Source organism: Pseudoduganella sp. LjRoot289, from assembly GCF_964252925.1.
In the GTDB taxonomy this organism is placed as follows: domain Bacteria; phylum Pseudomonadota; class Gammaproteobacteria; order Burkholderiales; family Burkholderiaceae_D; genus Rugamonas.
Window position 1 is genome coordinate 4,197,177 of the sequence record NZ_CAXUPN020000001.1, and the last position, 22,898, is coordinate 4,220,074.

14 protein-coding genes are annotated in these 22,898 nt (G+C 63.3%); 2 read left to right on the top strand and 12 right to left on the bottom strand.

The window, feature by feature from the left end; genetic code table 11:
• Positions 1–92: 92 nt before the first annotated feature.
• The 12 genes from truB to ACSQ8Y_RS18035 all read right to left on the bottom strand — a co-directional run bounded on the left by truB (position 93) and on the right by ACSQ8Y_RS18035 (position 16,151).
• On the bottom strand, positions 93–1,022 hold the full coding sequence (gene truB / locus ACSQ8Y_RS17980; protein ID WP_436267800.1) for a tRNA pseudouridine(55) synthase TruB: 930 nt from the start codon (positions 1,020–1,022) through the stop codon (positions 93–95).
• Positions 1,022–1,486, bottom strand: coding sequence for a 30S ribosome-binding factor RbfA (gene rbfA, locus ACSQ8Y_RS17985; RefSeq protein WP_436267801.1), 465 nt, complete (start codon positions 1,484–1,486; stop codon positions 1,022–1,024). The genes truB and rbfA overlap by 1 nt, the downstream gene beginning before the upstream one ends.
• Before the next feature lie 86 nt (positions 1,487–1,572).
• On the bottom strand, positions 1,573–4,443 hold the full coding sequence (gene infB / locus ACSQ8Y_RS17990) for a translation initiation factor IF-2 (RefSeq protein ID WP_436267802.1): 2,871 nt from the start codon (positions 4,441–4,443) through the stop codon (positions 1,573–1,575).
• Between the two features lie 46 nt (positions 4,444–4,489).
• The gene (gene nusA, locus ACSQ8Y_RS17995; protein ID WP_436267803.1) at positions 4,490–6,055 is read right to left on the bottom strand and encodes a transcription termination factor NusA; all 1,566 of its coding nucleotides are present in this window, start codon (positions 6,053–6,055) and stop codon (positions 4,490–4,492) included.
• Positions 6,052–6,540 carry a ribosome maturation factor RimP gene (gene rimP, locus ACSQ8Y_RS18000; protein ID WP_436267804.1) on the bottom strand — a complete coding sequence of 163 codons (489 nt, stop codon included), beginning with the start codon at positions 6,538–6,540 and terminating at the stop codon, positions 6,052–6,054. Before rimP ends, nusA begins: the two co-directional genes overlap by 4 nt.
• A gap of 493 nt (positions 6,541–7,033) precedes the next feature.
• Positions 7,034–9,190: a pseudouridine synthase gene (locus tag ACSQ8Y_RS18005; protein ID WP_436267805.1), complete on the bottom strand. Its 2,157-nt coding sequence runs from the start codon at positions 9,188–9,190 to the stop codon at positions 7,034–7,036.
• Positions 9,177–9,896 (bottom strand): SMC-Scp complex subunit ScpB, encoded by a 720-nt coding sequence (gene scpB / locus ACSQ8Y_RS18010; protein ID WP_436267806.1) that lies wholly within the window; start codon positions 9,894–9,896, stop codon positions 9,177–9,179. The genes ACSQ8Y_RS18005 and scpB overlap by 14 nt, the downstream gene beginning before the upstream one ends.
• A gap of 206 nt (positions 9,897–10,102) precedes the next feature.
• Positions 10,103–11,122, bottom strand: coding sequence for a glucokinase (locus tag ACSQ8Y_RS18015; protein ID WP_436267807.1), 1,020 nt, complete (start codon positions 11,120–11,122; stop codon positions 10,103–10,105).
• A 220-nt stretch (positions 11,123–11,342) separates the two neighbouring features.
• Positions 11,343–12,311 (bottom strand): VTT domain-containing protein, encoded by a 969-nt coding sequence (locus ACSQ8Y_RS18020; RefSeq protein WP_436267808.1) that lies wholly within the window; start codon positions 12,309–12,311, stop codon positions 11,343–11,345.
• Positions 12,312–12,323: 12 nt separating this feature from the next.
• Positions 12,324–14,030, bottom strand: a complete 1,707-nt coding sequence (locus ACSQ8Y_RS18025; RefSeq protein ID WP_436267809.1) for an ABC transporter ATP-binding protein — start codon at positions 14,028–14,030, stop codon at positions 12,324–12,326.
• A complete protein-coding gene (locus tag ACSQ8Y_RS18030; protein WP_436267810.1) occupies positions 14,031–15,203 on the bottom strand; it encodes an ABC transporter permease in 1,173 nt (390 codons plus the stop codon).
• 9 nt (positions 15,204–15,212) lie between these two features.
• Complete coding sequence (locus ACSQ8Y_RS18035; RefSeq protein ID WP_436269854.1) at positions 15,213–16,151, bottom strand: ABC transporter permease; 939 nt, start codon at positions 16,149–16,151, stop codon at positions 15,213–15,215.
• A 445-nt stretch (positions 16,152–16,596) separates the two neighbouring features.
• Between ACSQ8Y_RS18035 and ACSQ8Y_RS18040 the strand changes: the two genes are divergently transcribed.
• On the top strand, positions 16,597–19,377 hold the full coding sequence (locus tag ACSQ8Y_RS18040) for a TonB-dependent receptor (RefSeq protein WP_436267811.1): 2,781 nt from the start codon (positions 16,597–16,599) through the stop codon (positions 19,375–19,377).
• Between the two features lie 415 nt (positions 19,378–19,792).
• On the top strand, positions 19,793–22,585 hold the full coding sequence (locus tag ACSQ8Y_RS18045) for a TonB-dependent receptor (RefSeq protein WP_436267812.1): 2,793 nt from the start codon (positions 19,793–19,795) through the stop codon (positions 22,583–22,585).
• Positions 22,586–22,898: the final 313 nt, after the last annotated feature.

A 22,898-nucleotide genomic window follows, 5' to 3' on the forward strand; every position in this document is an offset into this window, starting at 1 on the left:
TTTAATTACAGAAAAACTGCGGTGCGTACGGAGGCGTACGAAGGGGGGCATACGGTGATGCTGTCACTGGAACCCACTAGTATAGCATGTTGTCAGGCAAAGGCGATCAGCCTTTCGGGCGCCAGGATGTCGAACTCGCCCAATTGCGCGGTGCCCAGCAGCTTGTCGCCGAGGTAGACGCGCACGCGGCCGGGGATCTGCTCCAGCTTGGGCACCGTCACGGCGGGCTCCTTGCCCAGCGCCAGGCGCTGGCCGTTGAGGAAGCGCTTGGCCAGTTCCTCGCTCAGCTGCACCGCCGGGAAGGACGACAGCAGCGCATCGACCGGGGCCAGCAAATCCAACGGCGCCGGATGGGCTGCCACGTGTTCCAAGGTCACCATGTCCGTCATCGTCAGGTCGCCGACCTGGATGCGGCGCAGCGCGTTCAGGTGCGCGCCGCAGCCCAGGGCCGCGCCGATGTCCTCGCCCAGCACGCGGATGTAGGTCCCCTTGCTGCACTTGACTTCCAGTTTCAGGAACGGCGCCTCGTAGCTGACGAATTCCAGCTTGTGGATGGTCACGGGACGCGCTTCGCGCTCCAGCGTGATGCCGGCGCGCGCGTATTCGTACAGCGGCTTGCCGTCGCGCTTGAGCGCCGAGTACATCGGCGGCACCTGCTCTATCGGCCCCCGGAAGCGTTCCAGCACGGCCTCGATCTGCTCGCGCGTGACGTCCACCTCGCGGGTCTCGATGATCTCGCCTTCGGTGTCCCCGGTGTCCGAGCGCTGGCCCAGGTGCACGGTGGTCAAATAGGTCTTGTCGGCTTCCAGCAGGTCCTGCGAGAACTTGGTGGCTTCGCCGAAGCACAGCGGCAGCAAGCCGGTGGCGAAGGGATCCAGCGTGCCGGTGTGGCCCGCCTTCTTCGCGTTGAGCATGCGCTTGGTCTTGATCAGCGCGTCGTTGGAGGACAGGCCGACCGGCTTGTCCAGCAACAGCACGCCGTCGACGATGTCGCGCACGCGTTTTACTTTTGCTAGGTTCATCAGGCCTCGCCGTTGCCCTTGTCGCCGCCGGCATCGTCGTCCGCTGCGTCGGCCGGCGCTTCGGCAGCCTTGGCGGCGGCTTCCTCGTCGTCCAGCGAACGGGTCGAATTGGCCTGGTCGATCAGCGCCGACAGCTCCATGCCGCGCGAAGCCGACATGTCGTGGTGGAAGTGCAGCGACGGCAGCGTGTGGATGTGCAGGCGCTTGCCGAGCATATTGCGCAGGTAGCCGGAGGCGGCATTCAGGCCGGCCAGCGTGTTCTTCACGGTTTCCGGATCGTCCTTCAGCATGGTGAAGTAGATCTTGGCGTGCGCATAGTCCGGCGTGAGCTGGACTTCGGACAGCGTAATCATGCCGACGCGCGGGTCCTTCAGTTCGTAGGCGATCAGTACCGACAGGTCCTTCTGGATCTGGTCGGCGACGCGCAAGCCGCGCGCGGGGATGGTTTTACTATGTTTTGCCATGATGTGGTACCTAAAAAAGATGGCGGGTCAATGGCCCGCCCTACGGTGTAGGGCAGAACATTGACCCGCCAGTGCGCCGACCGCTGTTACAGCGTACGGGCGATTTCCTGCACTTCGAACACTTCCAGGGTGTCGCCAACCTGGATGTCGTTGTAGTTCTTCAGCGACAAGCCGCATTCCAGACCGGCGCGTACTTCTTTCGCGTCGTCCTTGAAGCGCTTGAGCGATTCGATCTCGCCGGTCCACACCACGATGTTGTTGCGCAGCAGGCGAACGGAGGAAACACGCTTGACCACGCCGTCGGTAACCAGGCAGCCCGCAATCGCGCCGACCTTGGAGACCAGGATGACCTGGCGTACTTCGACCTGGCCGGTGATCTGCTCGCGGCGCTCTGGCGCCAGCATGCCCGACAGCGCTGCCTTCACCTCTTCGATCGCGTCGTAGATGATGTTGTAGTAGCGGATGTCCACGCCGTTCGACTCGGCCAGCTTGCGCGCCTGTGCATCGGCACGGGCGTTGAAGCCGATGATGACCGCTTTCGAGGCCACCGCCAGGTTGACGTCCGACTCCGTGATGCCGCCCACCGCCGCGTGCACAACCTGTACCCGCACTTCGGAGGTCGACAGCTTCTGCAGCGAGGAGACCAGCGCTTCCTGCGAACCCTGCACGTCGGTCTTGACGATCAGCGGCAGGTTCTTCACTTCGCCTTCGGCCATCTGTTCGAACATGTTCTCCAGCTTGGCCGCTTGCTGCTTGGCCAGCTTGACGTCGCGGAACTTACCTTGACGGAACAGGCCGATCTCACGGGCTTTACGCTCGTCAGCCATGACCATGACTTCTTCGCCGGCGGCCGGCACTTCGGTCAGACCCTGGATTTCGACCGGGATCGAAGGACCTGCTTCGGCGACGGACTTGCCGTTCTCGTCCAGCATGGCGCGCACGCGGCCATACGAGGAACCTGCCAGCACCACGTCGCCGCGGCGCAGGGTACCGGATTGCACCAGGATGGTCGCCACAGGGCCGCGGCCCTTGTCCAGGCGGGCTTCCACCACCAGGCCGCGCGCAGGCGCGTCGACCGGTGCTTTCAATTCCAGCACCTCGGCTTGCAGCAGCACTTGCTCCAGCAGCTCGTCGATACCCTGGCCGGTTTTGGCCGACACCGGCACGAACGGCGAGTCGCCGCCGTATTCTTCCGGCACCACTTGTTCGGAGATCAGTTCCTGCGTCACGCGCTCCAGGTTGCCGCCCGGTTTGTCGATCTTGTTGATCGCCACCACCAGCGGTACGCCTGCAGCTTTTGCGTGGGCAATCGCTTCCTTCGTTTGCGGCATCACGCCGTCGTCCGCCGCCACCACCAGGATGACGATGTCGGTCGCTTTGGCGCCGCGGGCACGCATGGCCGTAAAGGCTTCGTGACCCGGGGTATCCAGGAAGGTGATGGTGCCGCGCGGCGTGTCGACGTGGTATGCGCCGATGTGCTGCGTGATGCCGCCAGCTTCGCCGGACGCCACTTTGGCGCGGCGGATGTAATCGAGCAGCGAGGTCTTGCCGTGGTCGACGTGACCCATGACGGTGACCACCGGTGCGCGCGAGGTCGCCTCGAAGTGAGCGTGCTCACCCTGGTCGGCCAGCAGCGCTTCCGGATCGTCCTCGGCGGCAGGATGGGCTTTGTGGCCCATTTCTTCCACCAGGATCATCGCCGTTTCCTGATCCAGCACCTGGTTGATGGTGCACATCTGGCCCAGCTTCATCAGCTGCTTGATGACCTCGGACGCCTTGACGGACATCTTGTGCGCCAGTTCGGCCACGGTGATGGTTTCCGGCACGTGCACATCTTTGACGATGGCTTCGGTCGGCGCCTGGAAGTTGGTCTCGCGGTCGTCCGCGTGCGAACCGCCACGGCGGCCGCCACGGCCACCGCTGCGCCAGCCGTCGCGGCCGCCGGTCGAACCGGTGTTGCCGCCGCGGCCTTTGCCCGCGCCGCCGCCAGGGGCGCCGCGTTTTTTGGCGTCATCCGACCAGGTCGACGACACATTGGCCGACTTGATCGATTTCTTGTCGCCGACGGCAGGCTTCTTGTCGCCCGGCTTGTCGGTGGCCGGCTTCTTGTCGGCTGGCTTGTGCAGCGTGCCTTCAGCGGGCTTGGCCTTGACCGGCACCGGAGCCGGGGTAGGCTCAGGCGCCTTGATGGCGCGGCGTGGCGCGTTCATCATGGCTTTGATCTGCGCCACTTCGTCGGCCACGGCCTTGCGTGCGCGCTCGGTGGCGGCAGCGCGCTCGGCGGCTTCCTTGTTGGCCAGTTCGGCGGCTTTTTTCGCTTCTTCGGCAGCAGCGGCCTTCTTCGCTTCGGCGGCGGCGTCGACTACCACCGGCGCGGCTGCGGCGGCTGGCTTGTCGGCGGCTGCCTTGGCGGCGGCGGCGGCTTTCTTCGCTTCCGCGTCAGCGGCTTTCTTCGCTTCGGCTTCAGCCTGGGCGGCGGCTTGCGCCTGCTCGGCTTTTTCCGATTCCAGCTTGGCCAGGCGGTCCTGCTTTTCACGCAGTTCCGCTTCCTGGCGGGCGATCATCTCGGCCTGCTTGCGGGCATCTTCCTCGCGGCGCGCCACTTCGGCGGCGTCCACCACCGGCGCGACAGGCGCGGCGACAGGCGCCGGCTCGTCGCGCTGGACGAAGGTGCGTACTTTCTTGACCGCTACCTGGATGGTGCGGGACTTGCCAGTTGCGTCAGCCTGCTTGATCTCGGTGGTTTCCTTGCGGGTCAGCGTGATCTTTTTCTTTTCCGTGTCCGCAGCTGCGCCGTGGGTGCGGCGCAGATGTTCCAGCAACTTATCCTTATCATCTTTCGACAATGGATCTGACGTCGAACTCTTTTCGACGCCAGCAGAACGCAGCTGCGTCAGCAGCAAATCTGCAGGCATCTTCAGTTCGGTGGCAAATTGGGCTACGTTGTTACTCGCCATTCAGTCCTCTTTTCTATGTGTCGCGGAGATGATAAAGATACTCAAATTATGCCTTTGCGGATTCGGCCGCCGACCAGGCTTTGGCTTGCAGGCCTTTAGCGCGGTCGTCGTACTTCGAGTCAACCAACTTCATCTCATCGTCGGTCACATCTTCAAATTCACTTGCAATCAGTGCACGGGCACGGTCGGCGGACAGGGCCAGGATAGCGCCGAATTCGTCGTAAGCCAGTGCGGCAAAAGCTTCTACGGTCTTGATACCAGCCAGACCCAGCTTGCCGGCGGTGATGCGGTCCATGCCTTCCAGACCGACCAATGCCTCGTCCATGCCTTCCAGACCTTCTTCCGAAGCAATCGCTTCGGTCACCAGCGCATCGCGCGCGCGGGTCCGCAATTCATTGACGGTATCTTCGTCGAACGCATCGATTTCCAGCATTTCGGAGATCGGCACGTAAGCAATTTCTTCCAGGCTGGCAAAGCCCTCTTCCACCAGGATGTCGGCCACTTCCTGGTCGACGTCCAGTTTTTCCATGAACAGCGCGCGTACCGCGGCCGTTTCCTGGGCTGCCTTGTCGGCCGATTCCTCGGCCGTCATGATGTTGATCTTCCAGCCGGTCAGGTCGGCGGCCAGGCGCACGTTCTGGCCCGAACGGCCGATGGCGATGGCCAGGTTCTCTTCGTCGACCACGACGTCCATCGCGTGCTTCTCTTCGTCGACCATGATGGACGAGACGTTGGCCGGGGCCAGCGCGCCGATGACGAACTGGGCCGGATCTTCCGACCACAGCACGATGTCGACCCGTTCGCCGCCCAGCTCGCCGGTCACGGCCTGCACGCGCGAACCGCGCATGCCGACGCAGGTACCGATCGGGTCGATGCGCTTGTCGGCCGTGTAGACGGCGATCTTGGCGCGCACGCCGGCGTCGCGGGCTGCGGATTTAATTTCCAGCATGCCTTGTTCGATTTCCGGCACTTCCAGTTCGAACAGCTTCATGATGAAGTCCGGCGCGGTGCGCGACAGGATCACCTGCGGGCCGCGCATATTGCGGTCCACGCGCAGGATGAAGGCGCGCACGCGGTCGCCGATGCGCAGATTCTCTTTCGGGATCATCTGGTCGCGCGGCAGGCGCGCTTCGATCTTGCCCGATTCCACGATGGCATCGCCGCGCTCCATGCGCTTGATGGTGCCGGTCACGAGCGAGTCGCCGCGCTCCAGGAAGTCCGCCAGGATCTGTTCGCGCTCGGCATCGCGCACGCGCTGCAGGACCACCTGTTTGGTGTCCTGCGCGAAGCGGCGGCCGAATTCGACGGATTCGATCGGTTCTTCGATGTGGTCGTCCACTTCGATATCGGCGATCTGTTCTTTCGCTTCGAACAGCAATACTTCCTGGTCGGGCAGCTGCAGGCCGGCTTCATCGGGTACCACGTGCCAGCGGCGGAAGGATTCGAATTCGCCCGATTCGCGGTCGATCGAAACGCGGATGTCGACCTCGCCTTCGTAGCGCTTCTTCGTGGCTTGCGCCAGAGCGAACTCGAGCGCGCCAAAGACCACGTCCTTGTCGACATTTTTTTCACGCGCCAGCGCGTCAACCAATAACAAAACTTCGCGACTCATGCTTTGCGTCCCTTAAAATCCACCTGCGGCACCAAGCGTGCCTTATCCATATCGGCGAGCGTAAACTCCAACAGCGCCGGACCATCTTTACCTTCAAATTCCAACGCCAACTGGTCGCCCTGCGGCTCCTGCAGCACGCCCTCGAAGGACTTGCGGTTGGAAGTGCCGGGCATGGCGACTTTCAGCTTGACGATGGCTTCGCAACCAGCGAAGCGGGTGAAATCTTCCAATTTACGCAGCGGCCGATCGAGGCCGGGCGAGGAGATTTCCAGCCGTTCGTAGTTGACGTTTTCGACCGTCAGCACATGGCTCAGCTGATGGCTGACCGTGGCGCAGTCTTCCACTGTGATCGGGCCTTTTTCGGCCGCATCCGCCGCGCTGAAATCGATATACACGCGCAGCAGTCCGCGCTCGGCCCGTTCGACATCAACCAGCTCATAGCCCAGACCGGTGACGGTCTTTTCAATTAATTCCGGCAGTTGCAAAAAATTTCTCCAGATCAAAGTCTGCTGTTGAGCAGACCACTAAAAACGGTTCACCAAAAAAAAAATGGGCAATTGCCCATCTTCTTGTATTACAACCAGATGAAAGCACTCTCGGCGTTAAAACCAGCGAATCACTTTTCTAGGCTGGTCATTATAACCGTCAATTGACGCCGCTGCAATGCCACATACCACAGTGGACACGCAAACAACAATCAAAAGCGCGAAAAAACCGGGGCCGTGTGGCAGTGGGACGGCGCCGCAAGCCCGTGTCATTCCCGCGAAGGCGGGAATCCATGCTGACGTGGCCAAAGCCGCTGCGGCCACTACCCTGTCATTCCCGCGAAGGCGGGGAATCCATGCTGAGGCGGCCAAAGCCGCTGCGACCACTACCTCGTCATTCCCGCGAAGGCGGGAATCCATACTGAGGCGGCTAACTGAGGCGGCTATAGTCCCTCAGCATGCATCCCCGCTTTCGCGAGGACGACAAGTCGTCTTAGCCCTTGCGGCGGCGCGGCATGCCGTGGTCGGCAGCGCCGCCGCGCGGCTGCTGGTTGCCGCGGCGCGGGCCGCCGGCGTTACCGAAGCCGAAAGTGGTTTGCAGCGGATCCGGCTGGCGCGGGCCTTTCGGACCCTTGCTGGCGCCGAAGCCGGCGCCCTGGCCGCCTTGACCGCCCTGGCCGCGACCCAGACCACCCTGGCCCGCGCCGGCACCGGTACCGCCTGGACGGCCCGAACCCGGACGGCCGAAACCGCCGCCCTGACCCTGCCCATAGGCACGGCCCTGGCCGCGCGGCGCTTGCGGGAAAGGATCGGCATTCTTGTTGCTGACGTCCATGCGGTTGCCGTTCGGCTCGCCGTCCTCGTCATCGTCGCGTTCGCGGCGCGGTTTCGGGTTGCCGCGCTGGGGACCCTGGCTGCCCTGCGCCCCCTGGCCACGGCCCTGTGGACCTTGGCCGCCCTGCGCGCCCTGGCTACGGCCCTGCGCACCCGTGCCGCCCTGCGGACGCTTCTGTCCGCCCGGCGCGCCACGGCCGCCCTGGCCCGCCTCGTCCGGCTGCTTCTTCTCCACACCATACGCGGCCAACAGGTCGCGCACGGTGTTTTCTTCCATCTCTTCCCAGCGGCCGCGCTTCAGGTCGCTCGGCAAGGTCATCGCGCCGTAGCGGGTACGGATCAGGCGCGACACGGTCAGGCCGACCGCCTCGAACATGCGGCGCACCTCGCGGTTGCGGCCTTCGCCGATCACCACGCGATACCACTTGTTGATGCCCTCGCCGCCGCCGTCGGCGACCTTGGAGAACTGCGCCACGCCGTCTTCCAGCTCGACGCCGGCCAGCAGCTTCTGGCGCATGCCCTCTTCCAGCGTGCCCAGCGTACGGACCGCGTATTCGCGGTCGATGTTGTAGCGCGGGTGCATCAGGCGGTTGGCCAGGTCACCGGAGGTGGTAAACAGCAGCAAACCTTCGGTGTTGAAGTCGAGGCGACCGATGGCCAGCCATTTTCCGGCCTTCATGGTCGGCAGGCGGTCGAACACCGATGGACGGCCGTCCGGATCGTCGTGCGACACGATTTCCCCGGCGGGCTTGTGATACACCAGCACGCGCGGCGGTTTTTTGCTGACTTTGCGCTGGATCTGCTTGCCGTTGATGCGCACCGTGTCGGTCGGCAGGATGCGCTGGCCGATGTGGGCCGGCTCGCCGTTGACCGACACGCGGCCGGCAACGATCAGGTCTTCCATGTCGCGGCGCGAACCGAGGCCGGCTTCAGCCAGTACCTTGTGCAGTTTGGGCGCGTCGTCGTCCGAGGTCAGGTCGCGGCGCACGGCCGGCTTGGCCGCACGACCCTTGCCCGACTCTTCGCTGTCGAATGCATCCGAAGTCACATAGGAGAAAGCGGCATCGGCATCGTTCGGCTTGGCGCCGGCGTGACCGCCCTGGCCGGCCCCCCCCGCGCGCTGCGGCTTGCCCTTGTTCTTCTTGTTCTTGTTCTTGCCATGGCCTTCAGGACGCGGACCGCGTTCGTGGCGCGGCGCGGCCTGGACGGCATTGCCTTCGGCGTCGACCGTCGGCGCGGCTTCGGCGCCCTCGGCCGCCGGTGCGGCAGCGACAGGAGCCGGACGGGTCAACTCGCGCACGGCGCGCAGTTCACGCATCTGGCGCGGGCCGCGCGGGCGCTGCCTGTCGCCCTGGACTGCATCCGGGGATGGCGCGTCGGCGGATGGCGCGTCGGCTTGCGCTGCTGCAACATCGGCTTGCGGCTTCTTGGCCCGCGGCGCCCGGGCTGGCGCGGCGGCGGCGGCAGCAGGTGCGGCGGATGCGGGTGCGGAAGCGGCAGGCGCGGCGGATGCGGCGGCAGGGGCTGCGGCGGGGGGCGAGCCGGCAACAGCGGCTTCGACGGCCTTGGCCGGTTTGGCGCGCGGCTTCTTCACGGGTGCGTCGGCGGCGTCGCCGGCGGCCGCCACCGGCGCGGCGGCTTCGGCATCAGCCTTGGGCTTGCGCTTGGCTTTCGGCGCTTCGCCGGCAGCCAGCGCTGCGCTGTTGTCGGCTTCGATCTGGGCTTTGGTGCGGCGCTTCGGCTTGGCGGCAGCGTCCACAGCAGGGGCGGCGGCGGCGATGCCGTCGGCAGTCTCTTTGGTATCAGTATTGTTCATTGTTCATTTCTTGGTTGGGCTCAGCGTCAACCGTCGTTTCTGGCGCAGGGGCGTGAGTCGGTGCCTCGTTGATAGGCGGCGCGGCGTGTTGCGCCGCTTTGTCAAAGTTCTCCTGCAAGGCTGCTTCCAGCGCCTCCATGTCTGGCGCGCCACCCTGCATATCGCTGATTTGCTGCAACGGAGGCAGCTGGGACAGCGAATTGAGCCCCAAATCGTCCAAAAAGTGCTTGGTCGTACCCAGCAAGGCCGGGCGTCCTACCACATCGCGGTAGCCGAGCACATCGACCCAGCCGCGATCTTCCAGCATCTTGATCGTCTGCGAATTCACGGCAACGCCGCGAATTTCCTCGATATCGCCGCGCGTCACAGGCTGACGGTAGGCGATGATGGCCAGCGTTTCCAGTGTGGCGCGCGAATATTTCTGCGGCTTCTCCGGACTCAGGCGGTCGAGGTACTGCTTCATTTCAGGCCGGCTCTGGAAACGCCAGCCGCTGGACAAACTCACGACCTCTACGCCACGGCCAGCCCAGTCCTGCCTTAATTCTTCGAGTAATTCCTTGATCGTATCGGCGCCCAGCCCTTCATTGCGCGGCCCGCCCTTGTCGTCCAGTTCGACAAACAGCTTTTTCAGGCTGTGGACAGACAAAGGCTCATGCGCGCATAGCAAAGCGGTTTCGAGGACTTTTTTCGCCTCAACTGTATTCATAGCTATCTTGTGTTTGCAAATAAATGCAAGATGTGCGCCCGGGCCTATGCGCGCTGGGCTGGGGCACTACCGAATGGGGATGGTATGTTTTCGGGCGAAAACCGGCGCGGATAGCCGCAAAAAAGTAAGCCGTTTCATCCAACTGCGCCAATTGTACCTGATAAAAGCAAGAAACGGATAAATTGTCCAGGCGATCGGAACAAGCGTTACGCCGAGGCAAGCCTATCGCTGAGGATTGCGGAAACGCCAACGAAAGCCGGGTATTGCGCGGTGATCACAAAGGTCGGGATGCGCGCCAGATAATTGACGAAGCGGCCTTTTTGCTCGTAGCGGGCACGGAAACCCGAGCGGTCGAAGCGCGCGCCAAGGCGCGGCACAATGCCGCCGCCTATATAGATACCGCCCTGCGCGCCCAGCGTCACGCCGAGGTTGCCCGCCACCGTGCCCAGCATGCAGCAGAACGATTCGATGACCTCGTCGCACAGCGCGCACTCGCCGTCCAAGGCGCGGCGCACGATTTCCGGCACGGCGAGGTCTTCCGCCGCCACGCCGCGGTGGCTGCGCAGCGCGCGGTATATCAGTTCGATGCCGACGCCGGACATGAAGCGCTCGGCCGACACATGTTCGAATTCGGTCCACGCATATTGCAGGATGGCGACTTCGGTTTCGTTCACCGGCGAAAAGCTGACGTGGCCGCCCTCGCTCAGCAGCGCGGTCCAGCCGCCGCCCTTGGCAGGAATCAGCCCGGAAACGCCGAGACCGGTGCCCGCGCCGATCAGGCCCAGCGGCGCGCCGGCTTCGGCCTGGCCGCCGCCAACCTGGCGCTTTTGCTCGTCCGACAGGAAAGGCAGCGAACTGGCCAGGGCCGTAAAGTCGTTCACCACCACCAGCACGTCGAAACCGCACTCGACGCGCAAGGCCTCGACCGAGAACGCCCAATGGTGGTTGGTCATGCGCACGAAGTCGCCCGTCACCGGGTTGGCGATGGCGATGGCGCCATGGCGGATGCCCTCGCCCGCCACCGCCGCCACTTCCGGCAGCGCCAGGTAAGCGCGCAGCGCGTCACCCAGCGTCGGATAGTCGGCACCCGCCAGCACATTGATATGCCCGATATCGCCCGGCGCCAGCTCCAGCGCAAACCGCGCATTGGTGCCGCCGACATCCGCCAGCAAACGCGGGCCGCCTGGGAAGCCGGGATTTCGAGGGGATGTGGGCTGGACTGTCATGATGAGCAAAAATTAGTTGAGGCCTTAGCTTAAAGGAAATTCGAGCCGTCACGCAAGCATTCTTTGTAGTTTTAGTACATTTTATAATTCGCCGAGTAGAAAAAGTAACGCTTCGCACGATTTCCTGCGTAGTATGACTACCCAAAAATGCAAAAACCCCGGCCGAAGCCAGGGTTTGTCGTTTCCGCGCAGGCGGGAACCTATACGGTGTTACGCGCGCTCAGCCGTGCGAGGCGGTGATGGCTGTGTCGGTTGCGGGGCGAGGACGGCGCAGCTCGTGGGCGAAGGCGGTGTTCCAGGCGTCCAGGCCGCCATGCAGGGGCTTGGCGTAGCTGTAACCCTTGGCATGCATCAGTTTGGCGACATGGGCGGCCGTCACGTCGTTCGGGCAGCTGCAATAGACGACGATGTGGCGGTCCTTCGGCAAGGCCGCGATGGCGCCGAGCGGATCGCCATTGACCAGCAGCGCACCCGGCACCGCCGGCTCCAGCTCTTGCGCAGTGAGGCTGCGGGCATCGACCATCACGGGCGCGTGGCCGTCCAGCAGCAATTGCTTGAGCTCGTCGACCGTGATGCGTTCCATCTGCACCGCCTGCTGGAAACGCTTGCGCTCGACATATTTGTACAGGACGAACAGCAGCAGCAAGGCGCCCAGCACGCTCAGCGCGGTGCCGCCCATGGTGGACAGCACGTCGAGCACGTCGTCGATGCTTTTGTGGAAATAGGCGCCGATGGCGATGCCGGTGCCGCTCCAGATCAGTCCGCCCGGCACGCTGAAGCCGAGGAAGCGGGGGTAGGAAGTGCCCATGGCGCCCGACATCGGCGGGGCGATGGTGTTGAAGCCGGGGATGAATTTGGCCACCAGCAGCGACTTCGGCCCCCAGCGGCGGAAATTGTCCTCGGTCTGGCTGACGCAGTAGTCCGGCGACAGCGAGATGCGGCACAGCAGTTTCAGGATGCGCTTGCCGTAGCGGCGCCCTGCGCGGAACCAGAAGAAGTCGCTCACCGAGCAGGCCAGCAGCGCGGCCGCCAGCACGCCGGCCCAGTGCAGCTCGCCGTTCGCGGCCAGCGCGCCGGACACGATCAGCAGCGGAAATGCGGGAATGGGCAAGCCCATCTGTTCGATCAGGACAACCGCAAACACGATGAACACACCGTATTCCTGCAGCAATGAGAGTAAGTTCGCCATGGTGCTGCTATCTTATCCGAAATCGTGGCGCGGGATCGCCGCCAGCAGCGAGCGGGTATACGGATGAGTGGGATTGCGGTACAGCTCGTCCGAGTCCGCCAGCTCCACCACGACACCCCGGTGCATCACCATCACCTGGTCGGCGATGTATTTCACGACCGACAGATCGTGGGAAATGAAGATGTAGGACAGGCCGAACTCGTCCTGCAGGTCTTGCAGCAGGTTCAGCACTTGCGCCTGCACCGACACATCCAGCGCGGACACGGATTCGTCGCACACCAGGATTTCCGGCTTCATCGTCAGGCAGCGCGCGATGGCGATGCGCTGCCGCTGGCCGCCCGAAAACTCATGGGGGTAGCGATGGAAAGCTTGCGCGGGCAGCCCGACCTTCTCCAGCAACTGGTAGGCGCTCTCCACCCGCGCGCGCTCGTCGGCGCCGATGCCGTGCAGCCGCATCGGCTCGAGCAGGATCTGGCCCACCGTGAAACGCGGATTCAGCGATGCGTAGGGATTCTGGAAGATGATCTGGATGCGGCGCTTGTAGGCCATGTATTCCTTGGCCGGCATGGACATCAGATCCTTGCCTTCGAACATGGCGGTGCCGCCGGTGGCCTGGTGCAGGCGCAGCAACGTCAGGCCGACGGTAGTTTTGCCGGAACCGGATTCGCCCACCACGCCCAGCGTCTTACCGCGCGGCAGTTTGAACGACACGCCCTGCACCGCCTTGAACTCGCGCTTGCTGAACAGGCCCTCGCGCAGGAAGAAACTTTTGCTCAAATTGTCCACCACCAGCACGTGCTCGTCGTCCGGCGCGGTGCCGCGCGTACGCTGCCCGCGCTCGACGCCGGCACCGGCCGCGCCTTCCCCGCCCCTGCCGTCCATATAGTCGCTGATGACCGGCAGGCGCCACGGGCGCGCATCCAGCGAGGGGCGGCAGTGCAGCAGCGCCCTGGTATAGCTGTCCTGCGGGTCGCCGAAAATCTGCGCCGTGGCGCCGGCCTCGCGCACCTCGCCATGGCGCATGACAATCACCCGGTCGGCGATCTCGCCCACCAGGCCCAGGTCGTGCGTGATGAACAGCACCGACATCTGGTGCTTCTTCTGCAGGCTGGCGATCAGCTCCATGATCTGCTTCTGGATGGTGACGTCCAGCGCCGTGGTCGGCTCGTCGGCGATCAGCAGCCTGGGCTCGCAGGCTATGGCCATGGCGATCATCACGCGCTGCTGCTGGCCGCCGGACATCTGGCTCGGGTAGGCCTCGATCCTTTGAGCCGGATCGGGGATGCCGACCTCGTCCAGCAGCGCCAGCGTGCGCGCCCTGGCCTGCTTCCTGTCCATGCCCATGTGCTGGCGCAGCACCTCGCCGATCTGGTAGCCGACCGTGAAGACCGGGTTCAGCGAGGACATCGGCTCCTGGAAGATCATCGCAATATCCTTGCCGCACATGCGGCGCCGCTCGGCGATGGACAGCTTGAGCACGTCGACGCCCTGGAACTGGATGCTGCTTGCGGCATCGATTATGGTGTTGTCCGGCGGAAGCAGGCCCATCACCGCAAGCGAGCTGACGGATTTGCCGCTGCCGGACTCGCCCACCAGCGCCACGGTGCTGTTGCGCGGTACGGCGAAGCTGATGCCCTTGACGGCTTCGAAGGTGGTCTTCTTGTCGATGCGGAAGGAGACGCGCAGGTCGCGGACTTCAAGCAAATTGGCGTGGTCCATTTACTTCACTTTCGGGTCGAGGGCGTCGCGCAGCGCGTCGGTGAACAGGGAAAAAGCGGTGACCAACAGCGCCATCGCGGCGGCGGCGGCCGCCAGTTGCCACCATTTGCCGAGGATCAGTTCGTTCTGCGCCTCGTTCAGCATCGAGCCCCAACTGACCACGCCGACCGGCACGCCGAAGCCTAGGAAGCTCAAAATCACCTCGGCCTTGATGAAGCCGACCACGAGGATGGACATCTGCACCAGCGCCACGTGGCTGACGTTGGGGAAGATGTGCGAGAACATCTTGCGCCAGCTGGAAGCGCCGATGGCGTCCGCCGCCATCACGTACTCGCGCGCCTTGTGCTTGATGTACTCGGCGCGGATCAGGCGGTAGGGGCCGGTCCAGCCGGTCAGGCCGAGGATGAGCACGATGGTGCTCACGCCTTTTTGCTGCAAGACCGCCGCTACCGTCAGTATCATCAGGATGGAGGGGATGGAGGTGAAGATGCTGTAGAACCAGTTGAAGAAGTCGTCGACCAGGCCGCCGTGGAAGCCGGAGAAGGCGCCGAACACGGTACCCAGGCCGACCGCGATCAGCGCCGACGCCAGGCCGACCACGATGGACGTTTCCGCGCCCTTGATGGTTTTCTTGACGACGTCGTGACCCCATTTGTCGGCGCCAAACGGCAGCGTGGCGCGGCGTGCGGCGGCGCCTTGCGGGCCGCCGCCGGCCATGTCGGCGCGGAGTTCGTTCAGTTCGCCAGCCAAAGGGTCTACGATGCCGTAAGTCTCGTTTCGCAGCGCGACTCCGCTTGCGTGGCCAAGCTCGGCCTGCAGGACGCGGATGTCGTCGGCAAGCGGGTCGAATTCGTTGGCGGACGGCGGAGCTTGGCGGGTTACGCTTGCGCCAACCCGCCCTACGGGTCCGACGCCATTCGGCGACGGGATGGCGCGTCCGGAAGATACGGCGAGGCCCGCAGGACTGGTCGCTGGTCCCGTCATGAATGATGGCGGCGCGTAATTGACCCCGACTTCCTCCTCCCAGTCCGAAACGATCAGGCCGCTGGCCGACAGCGCCAGCAACAGCATGAAGGCGCCGACGACGGCGAGCGAGACCATGGCTACGCGGTCGGCGCGCAAACGGCGCCAGGCAAGCGCCCACAACCCGGGCGCGGCGTGTGTATTGTGCATCCGGCTTCCTTACTTCAATTGGACGCGTGGGTCGACCGCCTGGTACATCAGGTCGGTGAGCAGGTTGAACACCATGGTGGCGACGGCCACGTACACGGTGATGGCTTTAATGACGGGGAAGTCGCTGCGTTCCACCGCCAGGATCACCTCCCGCCCGATGCCCGGGATGCCGAAGAAACGCTCCAGCAGGAAGGCGCCGATCAGCAGCGCCGGCAGGTTGGCCATGACGTGCGTAATGATGGGAATGGCCGCGTTGCGCAGCACGTGCATCCACATGATGCGGCGCTCCCTCAGCCCTTTGGCGCGCGCCGTGCGCACATAATCCTGGTTGACCTCGTCCAGTACGAAGCTGCGGTACAGGCGCAAGGTGGGTGCGATCGACACCGCCAGCCCGATCAGGATGGGCAAGGTGGAGTAGCGCAGCAGGTTTTCCCAGAAACCGTTGCCCCAGCCCTGCACCGGGAACCAGCCCATCCGGTAGGCCAGGCCGTACTGGAACACGATGATGTAGACCAGGATGGAGATCGACATGCCGACCGTGCAGGCGATCATCACCGCGCGGTCCAGCAGCGAGCCGCGCACGAAGGCGACCACCAGCGCCAGTGCGATGCCGAGCAGGGTTTCGAGTATGGTCAGCGGCACCAGCACCGTCAGCGACGGCCCCAGGCGCGTGGCGATGATGTCGGACACGGACTCGCCGGTGGCCCAGCTCTGGCCGAAATCGAAGGTGACGATTTGCTTCAGGAATATGCCGAGCTGTACGTAGTACGGCTGGTCCACGCCGAGCTGGCTACGGATATTGGCAATGCTCTCGGCATTGGACATCTTGCCCGCCAGGATGTAGGCCGGGTCGCCGCCTACCCAGTTGAACAGCAAAAACACCAGCAGCACCACGCCCAGCATGGTGGGCAGCATCTGCCACAGGCGGCGCAGGACGTAGGCAAACATCCCGAAGCGGTGAGCTAACTTCATGCAGGTATTCCCTCAAGTTATAGGAGCACCCGCTCCCCCACCATCATCCTTGCCGCAGCCCGGCATGCAAGGACAAAATATGCTGCATTGCAATATGTTTACTGGCACAGCAGCGATATTATCGATATTTCATAGGTAAACGCAGTGCAGCATAGCCCTTATCAGGAAACAAAAATACTGTTGTTTGTACGCAAATTGCTACATGTATTTCATTGACAATTCCCATAGTGCAGTGTTCTGATGCGCCCTCTTCGAAAACATTGCGATTTTTGGAGACAATGTTGGTATGCAACTTGTCCATAAGCAGCGGCCTGAGCCGCATTCGGTAACTCGGCGCCCCGTCGGAACCCGAATGCGGCTCAGCTCGGCTATTGCGTGGACTGGCGGCTGCCGTACGAAAATCTTCTTGGGAGTTGTTGTAATGATGATGGAAACGGTTTTATCCCGCTCGGTGCGCCTGATTTTCTCGGGCAGCCTGGTAGCGGCAGGCCTGATGGGCCAGCAAGCTTTTGCACAAGACGCCAATGTCCAGCGCGTGGAAATCACGGGCTCGAGCATCAAACGCGCGACCGCTGAAACCGCGTCGCCTATCCAGGTCCTGACCAGCGACGACATGATGAAGTCGGGCAAAGCCACCGTGGCCGAGTACCTGCAGACCCTGTCGGCCGACGGCGCCGGCTCCCTGCCGACCGGCTTCGGCTCCGGCTTCGCCGCTGGCGCCACCGGCATCTCGCTGCGCGGCCTGGGCGCGACCTCCACCCTGGTGCTGCTGAACGGCCGCCGCATGGCGCCGTTCGCGCGTGCCGACGACGGCCAGAAGAGCTTCACCGACCTGTCGACCATCCCGATGCAGATCGTCGAGCGCATCGAAGTGCTGAAGGACGGCGCTTCCTCGCTGTACGGCGCGGACGCCATCGCCGGCGTGGTCAACATCATCCTGAAGAAGGACTTCGAAGGCTTGCAGATCAAGGCCGACACCGGCGCTTCGCGCTACTCGGACGCCAAGCAGAACAAGATCTCGCTGACCGCCGGCAAGGGCAACCTGGACGACGACAAGTACAACATCGTCTTCAACGCCGAGTACAGCCACACCGACGGCCTGCAGGCTTCCGACCGCGGCAGCCGCGCCTGGATCGGCCACGGCGACATCCGCCCTTGGGGCTATGGCGTGGGCACCCAGTACGCCGGCGGCTACATCACCAACGGCGCCGCGTCGCCATCGCCGACCGGCGCGCTGCTGAACCCGAAAACCGGCCAGTACGTCTCCCTGCCGGGCTGCGACCAGTTCTCCTCCTCGGCGCCGCAAGACCCGAACGGCGGCTGCCTGTGGCATCACGACAAGTTCCGCTCCATGAATCCGGAGATCGAATCGATCAACCTGTATTCGCGCGGCACCTTCCAGATCAACGCCGACCACCAGGCCTTCTTCGAAGCCGGCTACTCGGAGCGCGACACCGCCTTTACGCTGACGCCGTCGGCCACCTCGTCGACCGTGGTGTTCCCGGGCGCCAACGGCGGCGCGAACCAGCTGATCAACTACGGCAACACCATCCTGATGGCCGCCAGCCACCCGCAGAACCCGTACGGCGTACCCGTGCGCGTGCGCTACTCGGCCTTCGACGTCGGCCCGAGCACCCGCAAGAACACCAACGAGTTCACCCGCTTCGTGGCCGGCCTGAAGGGCAACGTCAAGGGCTGGGATTATGAAACCGGCTTCACCTTCTCGCAGTCCAAGCTGAACCTGGACTGGAGCAATCTGTTCAACATGAAGACGCTGCAGTCGGCGCTGGGCGATCCGAAGTCCTCGCTGTTCCCGTACTACATCGGCGCCCAGGCCGGCAAGAATCCGGCCGCGCTGTACTCGGCCCTGGTGACCAACGCCACGTCCGACTCCAGCACCAAGCTGATGATCGCCGACTTCAAGGCCACGCGCGAGCTGTGGGCCCTGCCGGGCGGCAATATGGGCCTGGCCATCGGCGGCGAACACCGCCGCGAGACGCTGAGCAACCCTAGCTTGAGCGGCACTTCGGACGGCTCGATCAACTCCAGCTACACCGCGGCGTTCGGCAAGAACAACGTGTCGGCGGTCTACGCCGAAGTGCTGCTGCCGGTGCTGAAGTCGGTGGAACTGACGGCGGCCCTGCGTTACGACCATTACGACCAGTTCAATTCGACCACGCCGAAACTGGGCGCGAAATGGACCCCGGCCAAGAACTTCGCCGTGCGCGGCACCTACACCGAAGGCTTCCGCGCTCCTAGCGCGGCCGAGTCGAACGTGCTGAGCCAGGCAGTGGGCAGCGCCCCGGTGCGCGACCCTGTCCGTTGCCCGGGCGGCACGCCGGCGGCTGGCGCCAGCGCCACCGACTGCTCGATCACCGTCAGCTCGATCAAGGTCGGCAACCCGAACCTGCAGCCTGAAGAATCCAAAGGCTACACCCTGGGCATGGTCTGGGATCCGTTCGAAGGCAACAGCATCGCCATCGACGCCTTCAAGATCAAGCGCAGCAACGAGATCAACCCGGTGTCCTACGCCGAAGCGGCGCAGTCCCCGACCGCAGTGCGCAACGACAACAACCTGAAGAACGCCGCCGGCCAGGTGATCCCGAACACCGGCTCGCTGCTGGTGGTGTCTGGCGCCTACCGCAACTCGAGCTTCACCGAAGTGACCGGTGTCGACCTGGACGTCAAGCAGCGTTTGCGCCTGGGCGCCTGGGGCAAGGCCGTCATCGGCCTGAACCTGACGCACATCTCGTCCTGGCTGCGCGCCGAGTCCGACACGGTGCAATACCAGTTCGCCGGCACCCACGGCAACTGCGACACCTCGAACTGCGCCGGCACGCCGAAGAACAAGGCCACCCTGTCCGCTTCGTGGGACATCGGCGCCTGGAACTTCGCGTCCAACGTGAACTACCGCGACAGCATGAAGAACATCAAATATGAAGGCGACATCTGCGCCTCCAAGTTTGCCGACGGCACCGCAGCCCCTCAGGACTGCAAGCTGGCATCGTTCACCACCATGGACCTGTCGACCCGCTACAACTTCAGCAAGAACCTGCAGCTGTTCGCGTCGGTGGCCAACGTGTTCGACAAGATCGCACCGCTGGACCCGCTGACCTACGGCGGCATGAGCTTTAACCCGATGGACGCCTCCGGCGCCATCGGCCGCTACTTCAAGGTTGGCGCGACCTATTCCTTCAAATAAGTAATCTGAAGACAAATCAGGGCCCGAGGGCGGTGAGCGATCACCGCCCTTTTTACATCCAAGTGTCGCCAAAAAGTAACAATATGCCGCGAACATCTGAATTATTTATAGCAGCGGCAGCAGGGTCCGATATGTGCCGAGTTCGCCACAATAGGACGCACTTGCGTTCGGATACGTCAGAAGTTGCCCAGAAATACAGCCCTCGAACCGGTACGAAACGTGATACAGCTGTCGCGCTCGTCTTGACAGTCCCTTATCACAAGTGATCTCATCGTTCACTTGGGTAAATGCAAAGACGTTTACTCAACTGGAGCGCAGAGACCTTGATTAAAGATAGCTTTAACAAAAAGCTAACGCGGTCGCTCGTTTGTTTATTCTTAGTTGGAGGTTTTTTAGCATGATGATGGAAACAGTTATGGCACGTTCCGTGCGCCTGATATTCTCGGGCAGCGTGGTTGCAGCAGGTTTGCTGGCAACGCCGGCGATGGCACAAGATGCCAACGCGAACGTCCAGCGCGTGGAAATTACCGGTTCGAGCATTAAGCGCGCAACCGCCGAAACCGCATCGCCTATCCAGTTGATCGGCCGCGAAGAGCTGCTGAAGTCGGGCAAAGCGACCGTGGCAGAATACCTGCAGACCCTGACCGTGGACGGCGCTGGCTCCCTGCCTACCGGCTTCGGCAACGGCTTCGCCGCCGGCTCCACCGCCATCTCGCTGCGCGGCCTGGGCGCCACCTCCACCCTGGTACTGCTGAACGGCCGCCGCATGGCGCCTTTCGCCCGTGCCGACGACGGCCAGAAGAGCTTCACCGACCTGTCCACCGTGCCGATGCAAATCGTCGAGCGCATCGAGATCCTGAAGGACGGCGCTTCGTCGACCTATGGCGCCGACGCTATCGCCGGCGTGGTCAACATCATCCTGCGCAAGGACTTCGAAGGCTTGCAAGTCAAAGCCGACACCGGCACCTCGCGCTACAGCGATGCCAAGCAGAACAAGGCTTCGGTCTCGTTCGGCAAGGGCAACCTGGACACCGACAAGTACAACTTCGTGCTGAACGCGGAATACATGCAGTCGGACAAGCTGAAAAACAGCGACCGCGCCGACCGCGGCCACATCGGCCATGGCGACCTGCGTCCGTATGGCTTCCCGATCGGCACCCAGTTCGCGGGCGGTTACATCGCAGGCCCGAACAACGCCAGCCCAGGCCCGGCAGGCGCGATCCGTGACCCTGACCCGCTGAAGGCCGAGAATCCTCCTTACATCGGCCTGCCTGGCTGCGCGGCACTCAGCGCGACCACCAACCAGACCGGCGCCAATGGCGGCTGCCTGTACCATCACGACCAGTTCCGCGACATGCAGCCTGAGATCGAATCGATCAACCTGTACTCGCGCGGCACCTGGCAGGTGAACGACAACATGCAAGCGTATGTGGAAGCGGGCTACTCCAAGCGCGACACCGCGTTCACGATCATCCCGCCTAGCGTCACCCCGACCGTGGCATTCCCGCGCAACGCGGCCAACCCGCAAGGCTTCATCAATTTCGGCAACCGGAACCTGATGGCCGCCAGCCACCCGCAGAACCCGTTCGGCGCCGCGACCCGCATCCGCTATGCCGCTTTCGACGTCGGCCCAAGCACCCGTACCGCCAACAACGAGTTCTCACGCTTCGTGGTCGGCGTCAAGGGTTCGGCCATGGGCTGGGATTACGATACCGGCTACACCCACTCCGAGTCCAAGCTGCACCTGGACTACAGCAATATGCTGAACATGAAGGTGCTGGTAGCGGCGCTGGGCGATCCGAAATCGCCGTTCTTCCCCTACTACATCGGCGCGCAGGCGAACAAGAACCCGGCTTCGCTGTACGCCGCTATGGTGACCAACGCCACTTCGGATTCGACCACCAAGCTGGACGTGATCGACTTCAAGGCCACGCGTGAACTGTTCGCCCTCCCAGGCGGCAACGCCGGCATCGCGATCGGCGCCGAGCACCGCCAGGAAAAACTGTCCAACCCGTCGCTGACGGGCACCTCCGACGGTTCGATCAACGCCAGCTACGTTGCCGCCTTTGGCGACACCAAGGTATCGGCGATCTACGCCGAAATCCTGGCGCCGGTGATCAAGAACGTCGAGTTGAGCGCCGCCGTGCGTTACGACAAATACGACAACTTCAAGTCGACCACGCCAAAAGTCGGCGCCAAGTGGACTCCGCTGAAGTCGTTCGCGCTGCGCGGTACCTACACCGAAGGTTTCCGTGCCCCAGGCGCGGCTGAAGGCAGCTCGTCGTCGCAATCGACCGGAACATCCACCGTGGCCGATCCGATCCGTTGCCCGAACGGCAAGACGCCTGCACCGGGCGGCGCCACCACCACCGACTGCGGCATCGGCGTTGCTGCCGTAAAAGTGGGCGATGCCAATCTGCGTCCAGAAACCTCCAAGGGCTACACCCTGGGCGTAGTATGGGATGTGCTGGCCGACACCGGCGTCACGCTGGATGCCTGGAAAATCAAGCGTTCGGACGAGATCAACCCGCTGCCGTACAACGAAGCGGCCGCCCTCCCGACCGCCGTACGCAACGACAACAACCTGATCCAGAACGGCGTAGTCATCCCTAACTCGGGCACCCTGGTGCTGACCCAGGCGCCATACCGCAATTCGAGCTTCACCGAAATCAGCGGCGTGGACCTGGATATCAAGCAGCGCCTGCGCATGGGCACTTGGGGCAAGGCCACCTTGGGCCTGACCTGGACCCACGTTGCATCGTGGAAGCGCCACGAGTCCGCCACCACCGTGTACCAGTTCGCTGGCACCCACGGCAACTGCGACACCTCGAACTGCGCCGGCACGCCTAAGGACAAGATCAACCTGACCGGCAGCTGGGATCTGGGCGACTGGAACTTCAACGGCATCGTGAACTATCGCGCCAAGATGAAGAATATTCTGTTCGAAGGCAAGGCTTGCGCCGCCAACCTGGCCAACGGCCAGCCAGGCACCACCAACTGCGAAATCGCCTCCTTCACCACGCTGGACCTGTCGACCCGCTACAACTTCAGCAAGCAGCTGACCTTGTTCGCGTCAATGAACAACGTGCTGGACAAGATCGCGCCCCTGGATCCGCTGACCTACGGCGGCCTGAGCTACAACCCGATGGATGCTTCCGGCGCCATCGGCCGCTACGTCAAAGTGGGCGTGAACTACAAATTCTTCTGATCGCCTAGCTGTTAGATAGAATGCCTTGAGGGGGCGGTGCGCGAGCACCGCCCTCTTTTTCGTCGCGCATCTCCAACAACAAGACTATACAACTTGTTGACCAAGACTCTGGCGACGGCAAAAGTCGGCGTGCTCGACACTATCACCGCCACTGCCTCGGCACCGACAAATCTACGCCAGCGGCTGAGCCAATTTCAGGCCGCGCTTGCGCTCCAAAAAATGCTATTAAGCAGCAAATAACGGCAATTTCACAGCATCTGCACGCAAGCTTGATGAGCAATCCTCCACTCTTCTCCGCCATCTGCACAAAATA

Coding starts and splice junctions, on each gene's coding strand:
- truB (WP_436267800.1), bottom strand. CDS start 1,022: ATGAACCTAGCAAAAGTAAAACGCGTGCGCGACATCGTCGACGGCGTG.
- rbfA (WP_436267801.1), bottom strand. CDS start 1,486: ATGGCAAAACATAGTAAAACCATCCCCGCGCGCGGCTTGCGCGTCGCC.
- infB (WP_436267802.1), bottom strand. CDS start 4,443: ATGGCGAGTAACAACGTAGCCCAATTTGCCACCGAACTGAAGATGCCT.
- nusA (WP_436267803.1), bottom strand. CDS start 6,055: ATGAGTCGCGAAGTTTTGTTATTGGTTGACGCGCTGGCGCGTGAAAAA.
- ACSQ8Y_RS18005 (WP_436267805.1), bottom strand. CDS start 9,190: ATGAACAATACTGATACCAAAGAGACTGCCGACGGCATCGCCGCCGCC.
- scpB (WP_436267806.1), bottom strand. CDS start 9,896: ATGAATACAGTTGAGGCGAAAAAAGTCCTCGAAACCGCTTTGCTATGC.
- ACSQ8Y_RS18015 (WP_436267807.1), bottom strand. CDS start 11,122: ATGACAGTCCAGCCCACATCCCCTCGAAATCCCGGCTTCCCAGGCGGC.
- ACSQ8Y_RS18020 (WP_436267808.1), bottom strand. CDS start 12,311: ATGGCGAACTTACTCTCATTGCTGCAGGAATACGGTGTGTTCATCGTG.
- ACSQ8Y_RS18025 (WP_436267809.1), bottom strand. CDS start 14,030: ATGGACCACGCCAATTTGCTTGAAGTCCGCGACCTGCGCGTCTCCTTC.
- ACSQ8Y_RS18030 (WP_436267810.1), bottom strand. CDS start 15,203: ATGCACAATACACACGCCGCGCCCGGGTTGTGGGCGCTTGCCTGGCGC.
- ACSQ8Y_RS18035 (WP_436269854.1), bottom strand. CDS start 16,151: ATGTTTGCCTACGTCCTGCGCCGCCTGTGGCAGATGCTGCCCACCATG.
- ACSQ8Y_RS18040 (WP_436267811.1), top strand. CDS start 16,597: ATGATGATGGAAACGGTTTTATCCCGCTCGGTGCGCCTGATTTTCTCG.
- ACSQ8Y_RS18045 (WP_436267812.1), top strand. CDS start 19,793: ATGGCACGTTCCGTGCGCCTGATATTCTCGGGCAGCGTGGTTGCAGCA.